Raw genomic sequence first — 13,307 nt, 5'->3', positions numbered from 1 at the left:
TGTAACCAAGTCTCGTGTTTAATCTTGCCGAAGCCATTTTTCGGGAAATTCGTTTTGTCATAAGCTTCAAGCTGAAAATCTGAGAGCAGCTGCCCTAGGTGAATAGTTACGATCGAAACCCCAAATCAAGATAAACGCCACTATTTCCATTTGACAAAACCTTGAAATATTGCTAAAGCATTAAGAATGCACAAAAGGGTATGGTTTCCTCTGCTGATTTTGCAAATATTGCTAGCCAGCTCTATGCATTCAAGTGCCCAAGACCAAATATGGCAAGGTTATATCAATATAACGGTCAGTGAAGAAGCTAATGATAACTATGAATACAACTTTATAGATATTAAGACTAAGCAAAATTACTTATTAAAATTCAATGAAAAAGCTTCTCTCAAACCCATTAGAGATTTAGTAGAGATCAAGGGTTCATTAAGAACAAAAACAATATTAGTCAAGGAATATAAAATTCTTAACTCTAGTCAAAAAACTAGATTGAACTATGCGACGCAAAGTGAAGCTCAAGGACTACAAAAAGTCAATAGTTTTATAATCAATGACCCTAACTTCCCAAGACCGCTTGATCCTGAAATGAATACCGAATCTATTACAGCAAGTGTCTATAACTCTGAAACAAGTCTAAAAAACCTTCTTGAAGAATATTCTCGAGGAAAACTCTCTATTACAGGCTCGACCTATTTCCTTAATTTGCCAGGTGCTTGTAGCGACGGAGTAAGTTTCTCTAATAGAGCCCAAATGGTTTTAGATTACCTATACCATAATCTTCCTCAGGCTTTAGATATGGAAAGAATGATTTTCTTTAGTCATCAAGAATGCTCTGGTAATGCTGTTGCTGGGTTAGGTAGCCTTGGGAAATATCACATGATATTACCAGACGACTCTGTTCAAATGCTTTCAATTAGCTTGAATTTATATAATTCAAGCGGCCTAATACTACATGAATTTGGTCATAACCTAGGACTGCACCATGACAATTATAACTTGTGTGGAGAAGAGATATTCTCTAATGATTGTAAATCTCTAGAATATGGTGGTGTCTTTAACACCATGGGAGCAGGTAACTTTCTATCATTCAATTCAATAAATAAATACGATCTGGGTTGGTTAAACTCAACTGAGATCATTGAGCTTGACAGCAATCAAAACATCAATCAAGAATACAGCATCAACTCTCTCAATGACGACAACCTAGCTCCAAAAACCTTAAGAATCAAACGAAAAAAAGGTGACTATCTTTATGTGGAATATAGAGAACCCAAACGACTAGAACTAGGAGCCACAACTTTCAAAAACCATCCTGGTTCCATTCTATACCTCAACAATGATTCATATGCCAGGTCTTCATTACTGTTAGATCCATATATGGTTGATCACCGCAATACTGAAATAATAAGCTCGTGAACATTATTTACAAAAACTCTTTCCTCGAAAATATATTCTATGATTCAGCAAGTGACCTAAAAATCATTCCACTAGAAACCAATGAGCAAATTAGCACCGTGATCATACATGCAAATATCGACTCTAATAGCGATTTGGATTTTCAAATCACAGCAAACCAAATTAGTCCAAATTCAAAGCTCTTTGAATTTGGAGTTTCAGTAGATAGTTCTCTTGTTAAACAATATTACTGGGACTTTGGAGACGGTCTAGGCTCACAAGAAGCCAATCCTATTGGCAATTTCAGTTCAATCTCAGGACCTGTACAAGTTAAACTGAACATCATTGATAGTAATAATTTATTAGCAACTAGAACTCTTGGCATCAACGTTCCAAATGATCCACCCTTTGTTGAATTCTCATATTCTCCAACTGAGCCAGCTGAAAATGAGTCAATCAACTTCAGTTCAAGTGCTGTTGACAATGATGGTCAAATCCAATCACGATCTTGGGACTGGGGCGATGGGGCGACAAACAGTTTAGGCACTAACCCAAGCCATCAATATAGTCAATGTGGAAACTACACTATTACTCATACGGCTATCGATGACCTAGGAGCTCAAACAAGTAAAACTAAAAGTATCTTTATTGAAGGACCTACTTGTAATAAGGATTGGTACTTAACAAGCCTTGATGAATTCTATGCAAATATTAACAACAGTGATTTTCCCGGATATTTTAATTTATTACCATACTATTTTGTAGTCTATAATCAACACACAGATGATCCAAATGTAAACAGATCAGAAATCAGTAATTATGAATGGGACATGGATGGTGATGGCGACTATGAGTACTCTTCTAATATTTACTACTACCAAGAACGCACGTATGCAAACCCAAGTTCAAATATAGTTAGAGTAAAAATCCAAACAACTGATGGTAAAATAAGTATATTAGAAAAATCTTTTGACATAGATAGTGTTTTCAATCCGACTCCGTCTGGAGCAAATGTTAGCTCAGGTACTGGTACTAACCAGATAGTCCAGCTGGATCAGAAGAAGGCAACCAAAGTTGCAATTGACCTTGCTAATAATTCTCCATACAACCTAAGCTTCGGCATTGAAGCGGCTGAAGATTCTCAACGATTAATCAAATTTACCAAGAAAAAGAATAAAACCAAACTTGACATAGCTGGTCAAAATAGTTCAAATTTTAAATTTCAAATTGCCCCTATTTCTAAATTATCCAAGCAGCTAAGCCTAGACTCTAATGGCAATTACATCTTGAATTTAAACGTTTTTGGCTTGTCTTTTAATGCAGACAAAGAGCAGAAATATCAACTCAGGATTGAGGCGCAGCCTTAATTTGCTATAATTATCCACCTATGTGCGGGATTGTTGCTTATATTGGTAAAAAAAATGCCCAAGATCTCTTAATAGATGGTCTTCGTTCCCTCGAATACAGAGGTTACGACTCATCTGGCATCGCCGTGCTGCATAATTCCAAAATCGAACTAGTTAAATCAGCAGGCAAAATTGCCAGACTTGAAGAAAAAATCTTAGCCCTTAAAGTACCAGCACTAGTTGCCGGTTCGGTAAGTTCGAATTTCAACTCTCATCTAGCTGAAAAAATCAATATCGCTTTAGAGACAAGTAGCTGTGGTATTGGGCACACTCGCTGGGCAACTCACGGCATTGCCAACGACACCAACGCTCATCCACATCAAGATACTGAAGCAAATATCGCACTTGTGCACAATGGCATCATCAAGAACTATCTAAGCCTCAAACAAGAACTAGAGGCTGAAGGAATTCAATTTAGAACCGAAACAGACACTGAAGTCATAACTCATCTTTTTGCAAAACAGAGAGCAGGTAAAACTGACTTAGATGCCCTAAGAGCAGTAATGAACCGGCTTGAAGGTAGCTACGCTGTGGTAATCTTGGTCAAAGATCAAAACAAATTACTTGTTGCCAAAAACCAGTCACCACTGGTGATTGGAATAGGTGAAGCAGAGTTTTATGTCGCTAGTGACAGTAGTACTGTTTTACAATACACAAACAAAGTACTCAAGCTCAAAGATCAACAACTCGCTGAAATTACGGAGACGAAAATAACCCTTGAAGATCTTCACGGCAATGAAGCCAAAATTGAAGTAAAACATCTTATACAAACCACTTCTATTCAAGAGAAGGGTCCTTATAAACACTTCTTGGTAAAAGAAATCCATGAACAACCTGCTGTAACTAGCTTAATGCTAGCTCAATGCCTTGCTAACGCAACTAAGCCAATCACTGGCTTTGAGCAACTAGATATTGATTTCAAACAAATCAACCGTATCGTTTTTGTTGCTTGCGGCTCAGCCTATCACGCTGCACTCATCGGCAAATACCTCATCGAGCTTTGGGCAAGAGTCCCTGTTGACGTGGAAGTTGCAAGTGAATACGCAAGTAAACAAGTTATAGTTGGCGCGAATGATCTAGTAATTGGCATCAGTCAATCAGGTGAAACTGCTGACACTCTTGCAGCCATCAACAATGCCAAAAATGCTGGCGCCCAAATAATGGCTATCACTAATAAATCAGACTCGGCAATCTACGACCTGACTAGCCCCAATAACTACGTAACACCAGCCGGAATTGAGGTCTCAGTAGCTTCCACCAAAGCCTTTGTCTCGCAGGTTCTTGCGCTTTATTTCCTGGCAATCAAAATTGCAGAAGACAGAACAGAAATAGATTTGACCGAGATCAAACAAAGCTTGAGATCAATACCACTAATCATCGATCAAGTAATCGAAAGAGCAGAAGAATATAAAAACCAATTCATCAAGTACTCAAGCTATAGAGATTTTTTGTTTTTGAGTCGCGGAATTAATTATCCAATTGCACTTGAAGGTGCGCTCAAACTCAAAGAACTAAGTTATATTCATGCAACCGGCTATCCTAGTGGCGAAATGAAACACGGACCAATTGCAATTCTTGACCAGTCCGTACCAGTACTTACAATTGCAATTGACGGCGCGTCCAAGTTTGAGCACAACATCTATGAAAAGGCCTTGAGCAACGCAGAAGAAGCTCGTGCTCGCAAATCACCATCATTAGTAATTGCTTGTGACGACAATCAAGATGTTACTGGTCTTTTCGATGAAGTCATTCGAATCCCCAACATCGACCAGTTTTTAAGTCCAATTATTGCAACTATTCCACTTCAATTCATGGCTTACTATATAGCCGAAGAACTTGGCAAGGATGTTGATCAGCCGCGTAATTTAGCAAAATCAGTTACTGTTGAGTAAAAGCCAATCTTGCTTTTATCAATTGCAAAAATGCTTCTGTCTTAATCTCACGACCTGCCGGGTTAAGATGATGTAAGGTATCCATAAAATACTTCTCTTCTAGAAGAAGGGGATAATCATCAGGAAGCTTTGAACCAAAAGCTTCTGTCAAAATTGTATTTATTTCCAAAATCCGAGGCAGAGAACTTAAACAAGCATCTTTAAAAGTGATACTCGGTATATAAAGTATGTTATAGCCAAGTAGTTTTTTATCTTCAAAGAACCTTAAGTAATCATCAAACTGCTTCTTTGAAGGCATCTCATCACATCTTCGTGTCACACGTCCAAACGGTGATCTCGGAATCAGCTCAACCGAGTAATCTCCAAATTCATCAAAATCACTTTTACTATAGTGCGATTTTGTCTCTCGAAAACCAATCATTTTTTTAATTACACGCTTAGCATGTCGTCCACTACACAGTAAATTTGTTTTCCAATCAGTCAACTTTAATGTACTCATTTCGCAAATGGCAAAACCCAAAGGTCTACCTCCACTCGTAATCATTTCAGCCTCAGGTGAAATCACAATGAGATCCTGTGTTTTATCAAAATAGGGACTATACAAATCCCAAATATTTCCATAACCAAGACCACCGCGTCTTCCTGTATTTATGGTCTGCAAACCAGTTCGTGCGGTAATCATCCTGGCGGAGACTCCTAATCCAAGAGACGAACCGCCTAATAGAATAATTCGCTTTTGTCCCAGACCTTCTAGAAGTTTGTCTTGAATTAATATAATGCCAATGAGATTATTGTCTTCTTCAACTTTTGACAAAGGGATTTGTAATGATATGGATACCAATAAAAGACTTATTAGCAAAATTGAAATAAAAATAGTAAAAAAGAATCTCATTAGAAGTGCATATAGATGAAGTCTCTTGAATCATTCATTATGAATGCATCTATAATTAACATTATTAAAATGATAAAAATTGCATAGTCAAATATTTCACTTGAAGTTATATTTCTCACAAGTCTATTATTATTGACTAATATCCAGTCACCTAAAAACATTAATATCACGAAAACCAAAGATCTAACATAATGATCAGGCATCTTGAAACTACAGAAAATCTCTTTAATATAGAGATAAGCATCTGTAACTGTCTCACTACGAAACACAGCTAACAAAAGAGCAACCAAACTAAATGTCAAAGCCCAAGAAGCTATTTTAAACAAGAATCCGGTAATACCCTGTTTGGTTATGGGTTCCGGTATGTGGAGGTATTGATTAAATTTGCGTTGGATCACCAGCAAAACTCCATGTAAAAAGCCCCAAACAATAAAAGTCCAATTGGCTCCATGCCATAAACCGCTTATCGTAGCAGCCAATATCAAGTTGCGTAATATTTTAGCTTCTGATACTCTTGAACCTCCAAGTGGTATATAAACATAGTCTCTAAAAAAACTACTGAGAGAGAGATGCCAGCGTCTCCAGAATTCCTGAATTGAATGAGAAAAATAAGGTGTATCAAAATTGGTCATTAAACGAAAACCCATACAACTAGCTGCACCAATCGCTATCATTGAGTAACCGCAAAAATCTCCATAAATCTGTACCGCAAAATAAATTGCTCCAAGTGCATGCACTCCTCCATTAAAATTCTCATACCAAGCAAAAATATCATCAACAACAGGTGCCAAGCTATCAGCCACCACAACCTTGAGAAACAAACCAAAAATAATTAAACGAACTCCTTGATATATTTGTTTCTCTGTTACCTGCCTCAAACTAGTAAATTGCGGCAATAGATTTGCAGCTCTTTCAATAGGACCAGCAACGAGTTGAGGGAAGAACGCTATATAAGTAGCATAATTAACTAATGAAGTTTCTTTTTTCAAATGCCCACGATAAACATCAATAACATAGGTCAACGACTGAAATATATAGAAGGATATTCCTACCGGCAAAAGGATATTCAATGTCGAAGTTGAGCCAGTATAACCAAGCTGCTTAAAGAGATTGAGCGCTTCAGCATAAAAGAAATTGGCGTATTTAAAATAGCCAAGAATTGCCAGATTGAGCAAAACACTAATCCACAAGAGTCTTGTGTTTCTAAACTTGCTCTCTTCTTTGTCACTCATAGCCCCAGCCAAGCAATAAGTCTGAAGCGTACAAAAAATAATCAATATCAAAAAACGCCAATCCCAGTATCCATAGAAGATATAACTTGATATCAACAATAAATAGTTTTGTATTTTTATGCTAGCTATAAATCTTCTATTGATCCATAGTGCAATCATCACAATAGGAAAAAATAACCAAAACTCAAATTCAGTAAAAAGCAATTGTCTCCTTTGTTAAATCACTTGAATCACAGCTTGTGCACTTGATTTGGCAAAAGCCAAAAACCTATATTCATGTTCTTCAAAGACTTCTGTCAAAGCCTTATATTCACCCACTCTCCAGCCAGCAAAGTTGTATAATTCATCAAAAATAATTATGGAATTTTGGAATAAAAATGGTTTGATATTTTCCAAAACGAACTTGGTACTTTCATAAGTATCCATATCCATATGAACAAAATTGATCTTTGGTTGATGCTCTTTTAAGTAATCAGGTAAAGTATCTTGAACCCAACCCTTAATAGGAACTACATTCTTGTTTAATTTAGGAACCTTGCCATCCAAATCAAAAGTACCAAAGGATAGCTCATGACCAACCCAATCCTCTCTCAATCCCTTAAAACTATCAAAACCATAAATTGGTCTACCTTTAAGGTATTGAGCAAATTTATTGACAGAGGTACCAGTATAAACCCCAAATTCCAAATACTGATATTCGTGTCCAATATCGTTCCGGAGAGCTTGCTTGATTGCATATTCACGAATTTTTTCTCTTTCTAAAAAAATCGCCTTATAAAAATACTTCTTGAAATGCTCATATCCGGCTGTAATTTCTTCTTCACAAAATATTTTATAACTAGTAGTACCTGTAGGTCTTTTCTTTGAATCTACAGGTAAAACATGGTTTTTTAAAACACTAAGGATTTTTTGGATGATATGAAATACCGGTAAAATGATTGTTTTAATTGCTTCTTTCATCTTCTTTGTTTATTATATCAAGCTTCTTAAAGCTCTCTTAACCAAAGCGGTGCATATCATTCATAGGTCATCTGACCTAGCCCAAACACAGGAGAGCCTATTGTATGTTTCGTTATTTTCTTGCATTAGTATTATGCTACGTTGCACCAATTGCGGCCCAAGCGATCAACCAAGGAACCATCACGGTCCCCGATTCTTGGACTCAAGCCAAATCTAATCCCAATTATGCCTTTCGCATTGATTCATACCAACTTGGCAAAGAGAAACATCAAAGTCTTAGTTTGATGGATCTTCAAGCATATGAAACGGGCGACTACGACCAAGCAGTTGTGGAATTAGTTGATTCTGAGGTTGTCGAAACCATCAATCCTATTTTTGATGTTTCACCGGATGGTTCAAGTGTAGTCTTTCAAGTAGTTGCAAGAGCTGGTGGAGGTTTACTGGATTCAGTAATATTCATGACCATTCCTGACGCCAAGAATATTCAAGACATGGTTTTGAATAATATTTTCAGCGATGGTGTTTCCAAAAAAGAACAAGATGTCTACAAGATTACTGATATTGATTTTGATGCAAAGAAAAATCGCAACATAGCAACACTTAGCTACAAGAATAAACACAAACAATTACAAGTAGATTATGACTCAGACGCTGCTGTACCTTTACTCAACGATGACCTAGAGTCAAAGATACTTAGTTTTTATGGCGGCAAACTGCCTGCTGGTGCAAAAATCACAAAAGTAAATGATGACAGTGTAATTAGCTCAGATAAAGAATTGACTGTTGAGATTAAAGACATCAAACACAAATTTATTTTAAACCAAGACAATGAGATCTTAGTGTTTCAAGCAGAGAGTGCCACTGGTGAGATACTCAACTTCACTAGATACTTTCAGTATGGCTCTTTAATTAGTCAAGAGACTTATAGCAAAAATGGCAACAAGATTTTTAGCTCTTCAGCAATAGGATCACATGGTTACAACGCTGGTGACTTTGCTTATTTTGCTTATGCCAAAGAGGCGCAGAGATTAAGCTATGATGAGAATCTCTCACAGATAGAGCACAGCTATGGTGGTCATCTCAAATCATCAATTGATGGGATCGAATCAAAAATGAAATTTTTAAACTAACCAGTCATTGCCAGACCATAGGTCGTTCCCTTGTTGGTTAAGCTGCACTAAAAACTTAACACCAACGAGGGGATTGCACAACAAAGTTATTGGACATTATAGAGTAAATCTAGTGTTTTTTATAAATACTTTGTAGGGTACCAAAAGAATTGATGGTGTTGCTCAATGCTTGGGCAGAGTGTTGGATCGCCTTTTCTATTTGAGCTTCTTTATCAACACCTGCTTCAAAGTCTTTGATTTCTTTATTTAATTCATGAATTTGATTTCTGACATCAGCTTTAACAGTCCCATATTCCAAACTAGTAATCGTATTGTTTACTCTATTACTAACCTCTTCTCGATATCTCTCACTCTTTTCTGAGTTAAAAGCCTTCAGCATGGTCATACTCGAGTCTTTAGTCATCTGAAAAAAGTCACGCATTAATCTCATAGCGTGCTTTGTTGTAAACGGACTTTCTGCCTTTGCTAGAGTCATTCCATTTTTATTAAAAGCGCGCTTCTTACCCATTAAAATATGCTCAGGCTCAAGACTACTAAGACGAGATTGGATCTCTAGAATCTTACCACCACCACCTTCAATATCACTTACGATACTGGCACCAACTGCAGAGCTCGGTACTGAATAATCCTTATTTGTGATCAAACCTTTGACCGCTAAATCAGTAGTATTGCCTAAAGGAAATATATCAATAACTTTACCAATTTTGACACCTTGGGTATAAATCGGAGCTCCTTTAGAGAGTCCTTCAATGTGATCAAAACTAACGGTAAAAGTTCGACCTTCTCGTTTCTTTTTAAATAAATTCCAGCCATAAAAAACTATCGCAGCAATAATTCCCCAGAAAATAATAGTAGTGAGGATATTTTTAAGAATTGCCCATATGAGTTTCATACCGCTAATTATAGCAAGGGTTTATGCAAAGACGACAAAGCATGTTTGGCAAAGTATCATATCGGCAAAACACCAAAACTATTAGGATCATCCTTATCCTTATAGAGTTCTTTGGAGTGCGTGAAAATATCTTTTTGTATCGGTACATTGTCTTCATACTTGGTCACTGCAACATCTACTTTGTCACTTTGGTATTTATTAAGAGTATCAGAAGAAGCAACCTTGGCTTCTTTACCAGCTTGATCAATCACATTATCCATAGTTCCTTGATAAGCTCTAACATTAGAGGCGATATCATAGGCTGTAACATCAATGCCAGAGATATCATCTTCTATTTCAGTAATCTCTTCTTTGAAGCCATTAATGTATCTTTCTACATGTTCTCTGCCTGAACTCAGCACAGCAATATTTTCGCTAGCTATATCAAAAGTCCCACTCAAGTCGTATTCAGGTGCAACGTTAAGCATTTCTCTGCCCATATCAAATAATGTGAGATGAAAAGGTTTTTGCGAAGATTCATCATTCGTACTTGCAATAACAAAACGGCTAGCAAAAACAACTAAAACCAATGTTGCAAAAAAGAGAATAGGTCCTTTCTTCATAGAAATTACTAACCCAAATTAATCAATTATCAAATCAACAGTTCATAGTAGTTGCTTAGATATAGGCTATATAGTCTAGGCGGCTTCGGCTAATTTCGGATTCAATAATTCATCTACTAATTTCCAAGATTTGAATTCTTTATGAATCATAAAGCTTAGGTGTTTTTGCAAAAAAGCAAGACTATTATTCAATGATCTTGATCTATCATTCATTGAACGTAGTTGATACAAAATTGTGTCTGCTTTCAAATTCTGAGTATAGGTATCAAGCAAATTAAAATAGTGCAAGACTTTGAAAACCCCTGGTCTAAATTCCTGGATTTGATCTTGATAAGGGTTCTGTTCAAGGCTATGAGACCTTGCCATAGAGCTAGTTATAGAGCCATTTGCAAAATCGAAATATTGTGGAATTTGATTAATAGATCTTTTTTTGTGACTTAGGCTACAGTGATCAAGTTCAGGTTTATAACCAAGAATCTTAATTAATTGCCAAAGGTAACGAGCGCTTGCCGCTACCATTAATTCTTCTTGATCAACATCTGACCCCATTGAGATTTGATTCATTTGTTTTAAATGATTGAACAATAAATCAAAGGGTTCTTGATATTGATCATCATTGATCGCAATATGGTCAAGGATATCCACCATCAAGTAAGACAAACTCAAAGCGGAGTAGTTTGAATTAATCCCGCCAAAATTATCTACTCGACTTGCTTCTTTTATAATATCCAAATTCTGCCCCTGCGCTAAAACTAAATCAAGACAGTTGAGTACTTGTGCTTTTGCACCAATTTTGGTTTTGATTTTATACGCTGATTTTGCAACGGCTCTTAACGGTCCATGTTGCCTACTATATAGATGCAAAATCTTATCGGCTTCTCCCAGTCGATATGTTTTGAGGATGATTGCTTGTGCCTGATAATCCAATTATTTTTAGGCTACCACTGTTAAAGCAACGGGTCTACAAACCGGAATGAATAAGATTACGGGAATATTAAAGAAAGATTAAAGAAATTTTATTGAGAATAGTTCGCAATAAGCTTGCTTTATAGGTCATGACTATGCTTTAATGTGTCCATAGGTTTCATTACCAGGAGTGGAGGAGATCTATAAGACAACAAATAGCAATGGTGCTATTTGCATACCGAAAACAAAACTAGCGTATCGTTTCCGGTTTCAGATAATCCAAGTACAAATAATCGATTCTGGGAGGAATGGGTAATGACAAACATAGAAACAATTGGTGTAAACCAATCACAGGGGAGCACATCTAAAAAAGTCGGAACGGTGCCGAGCACTAGTTCCGTTAGTACAGATAAAGGGGGCTTATTCAGTGAGTCTAATGATCGGCAGTCTAGGACTCACATGCATGATCTAAGTCAAATAGTCGACAAAATTGGACTGCATCATGAAATCAAGGACTGGCAATTTGATAAAACGGCCGCACTGAATTCAGGGGACTTGACTGTTGATGATGTTGGCCACAAAGCAAAAACAGCCGAGTCTGACCATGTTGAACTTGCTGCTGCAAGTCTTGAGAAAGGAGAAAGATCTCAAGAACAAAACAGAGACCAGCAAGAACAAAATCCAAATGGAACACAAGCAAGTGATTTTCATTATGATCATGTCAAAGAACAACAATTAGTTGATGAGTTAAGCGCCGCGTTCAAAGACATTAATACAAATGATATTAAAGCAATGAAACGTCTTTTGAAGAATCCTTTGAATCAGTTCAATAGCAAAGCAAGAAAACTAAGTTACTTTATTTTCCCACCCGGTCTAATTTGGGATGCAATTCAAGCATTCAGGTCAGCCCCATCTTTTGCCAAAATCGAAAGAGCTGTGAATGCATACCAAAACTACAGAGAATTACTTGCACAGAATACTGATCGAGGTTTTAATGCTGACTTGGTCGAGCAAGCTTTTGCCAAGAAAAATCAAAAGAACCCAAACGAAAGCTTGAAAGATCTTCTAATGGATGAAATTGCAGGAGAAGCAGAAGCTAAGCCGCTATACCGTACTGGATCTGACATTGAGCAAATTCTTAATAGTGCTGAAATAATATTTGGTAGTCACACAAGTAGCATAATCAGATCAGCAAGGACTACTCAAGAACGTGAACCCAAAGATCCTGTTCAGGCAAAAGCTAGAAGGGAAGAAAGATGTGCAGCAAGACTTTTGGATAGTGGCAACTCTCAAACAAGAGTCAAATTAGTTACAAGAGCTATCGACAAAAGAATTGCCAATTGTGTTCAAAAGGCTACTGGTAAAGAAAGTGCAACGGTAATTAATTTAATTGCTGGTCTAAGCAAGAGCTGGGCGCGAATTAACCCGATTCTCAAATCTGGTTGGATCAATCCAGATCAAGCTACGGCGGCAACTAATCGTGCCAAAGAATTTGTTAATGATGCACAAAAACAAGCAAGCAATTCAGTTATGAATGCCGTTCAAACAACGGTCAATGGTTTTTCACAGGATCTTAAATCAACAGCCCCTGCTATGGCAAATAGGTTTAGTTCAATTGTGAATGATGTTCTTACTAGTTGGGGCAACTCAGGGAAAGCGGCGACAAGTCCTGGACTTGGCTCTCCTAAAACTGCCTAACTAGCAAGAGATTGACTTAGGGCACTTGGAAGCTAAGTCATGTCAGGCTCCTTGGAGCACACTCCTGGTGGCTAGATCCTAGTAATAATGGCTAGGGTCTAGTCTTTTTTACAAAACACAAATTAATATGCTATAATACTTTACGTGTTCAGGGGATTTAGGAGAAATAATAATGTCAGCAGTTAATCATAATGTCAGTGGCCAAGTAGTTCCGGCTCAGCCAAATCAAGAACCAAGTTTTACAGCAAGTGGAAATTTTGCTCCAACAGTTCTGCCAACACAAACTCCAGTAGTGCAACAAT

At 37.1% G+C, this 13,307-nt stretch carries 11 protein-coding genes; 5 read left to right on the top strand and 6 right to left on the bottom strand.

Going from position 1 to position 13,307, the window contains the following annotated elements; all coding sequences use genetic code 11:
* The first annotated feature begins 243 nt into the window (after nt 1-243).
* Genes O3C63_08000 through glmS form a run of 3 tightly spaced genes read left to right on the top strand, consistent with a single transcriptional unit; the run spans nt 244 to nt 4,693 of the window.
* On the top strand, nt 244-1,416 hold the full coding sequence (locus O3C63_08000; GenBank protein MDA0772870.1) for a hypothetical protein: 1,173 nt from the start codon (nt 244-246) through the stop codon (nt 1,414-1,416).
* A complete protein-coding gene (locus O3C63_07995; protein MDA0772869.1) occupies nt 1,413-2,762 on the top strand; it encodes a PKD domain-containing protein in 1,350 nt (449 codons plus the stop codon). The genes O3C63_08000 and O3C63_07995 overlap by 4 nt, the downstream gene beginning before the upstream one ends.
* Before the next feature lie 20 nt (nt 2,763-2,782).
* The gene (gene glmS, locus O3C63_07990) at nt 2,783-4,693 is read left to right on the top strand and encodes a glutamine--fructose-6-phosphate transaminase (isomerizing) (GenBank protein MDA0772868.1); all 1,911 of its coding nucleotides are present in this window, start codon (nt 2,783-2,785) and stop codon (nt 4,691-4,693) included.
* On the opposite strand, the gene O3C63_07985 is transcribed toward glmS, so the two are convergent.
* From O3C63_07985 to O3C63_07975, 3 genes are all read right to left on the bottom strand, one after another.
* Nucleotides 4,680-5,585, bottom strand: a complete 906-nt coding sequence (locus O3C63_07985) for a hypothetical protein (protein ID MDA0772867.1) — start codon at nt 5,583-5,585, stop codon at nt 4,680-4,682. The two genes, glmS and O3C63_07985, sit on opposite strands and share 14 nt — an antisense overlap.
* On the bottom strand, nt 5,585-6,817 hold the full coding sequence (locus O3C63_07980; protein ID MDA0772866.1) for an MBOAT family protein: 1,233 nt from the start codon (nt 6,815-6,817) through the stop codon (nt 5,585-5,587). Before O3C63_07980 ends, O3C63_07985 begins: the two co-directional genes overlap by 1 nt.
* A gap of 216 nt (nt 6,818-7,033) precedes the next feature.
* A complete protein-coding gene (locus O3C63_07975) occupies nt 7,034-7,777 on the bottom strand; it encodes a class I SAM-dependent methyltransferase (GenBank protein ID MDA0772865.1) in 744 nt (247 codons plus the stop codon).
* A gap of 104 nt (nt 7,778-7,881) precedes the next feature.
* Here O3C63_07975 and O3C63_07970 point away from each other — a divergent pair, with 104 nt between their 5' ends.
* Nucleotides 7,882-8,907 carry a hypothetical protein gene (locus O3C63_07970; GenBank protein ID MDA0772864.1) on the top strand — a complete coding sequence of 342 codons (1,026 nt, stop codon included), beginning with the start codon at nt 7,882-7,884 and terminating at the stop codon, nt 8,905-8,907.
* Between the two features lie 109 nt (nt 8,908-9,016).
* On the opposite strand, the gene O3C63_07965 is transcribed toward O3C63_07970, so the two are convergent.
* From O3C63_07965 to recO, 3 genes are all read right to left on the bottom strand, one after another.
* On the bottom strand, nt 9,017-9,799 hold the full coding sequence (locus O3C63_07965; GenBank protein MDA0772863.1) for an MlaD family protein: 783 nt from the start codon (nt 9,797-9,799) through the stop codon (nt 9,017-9,019).
* A gap of 56 nt (nt 9,800-9,855) precedes the next feature.
* Nucleotides 9,856-10,401, bottom strand: a complete 546-nt coding sequence (locus O3C63_07960) for a hypothetical protein (protein MDA0772862.1) — start codon at nt 10,399-10,401, stop codon at nt 9,856-9,858.
* 75 nt (nt 10,402-10,476) lie between these two features.
* On the bottom strand, nt 10,477-11,328 hold the full coding sequence (gene recO / locus O3C63_07955) for a DNA repair protein RecO (protein ID MDA0772861.1): 852 nt from the start codon (nt 11,326-11,328) through the stop codon (nt 10,477-10,479).
* 294 nt (nt 11,329-11,622) lie between these two features.
* Here recO and O3C63_07950 point away from each other — a divergent pair, with 294 nt between their 5' ends.
* Nucleotides 11,623-13,005, top strand: coding sequence for a hypothetical protein (locus tag O3C63_07950; protein ID MDA0772860.1), 1,383 nt, complete (start codon nt 11,623-11,625; stop codon nt 13,003-13,005).
* The last annotated feature ends 302 nt before the right edge of the window (nt 13,006-13,307 follow it).

The sequence above is a fragment of the Cyanobacteriota bacterium genome, from assembly GCA_027618255.1.
Lineage (GTDB): Bacteria > Cyanobacteriota > Vampirovibrionia > LMEP-6097 > LMEP-6097 > JABHOV01.
The sequence above is the reverse complement of the archived record's forward strand: the minus strand, read 5'-3'. Positions and strand labels throughout refer to the sequence as shown.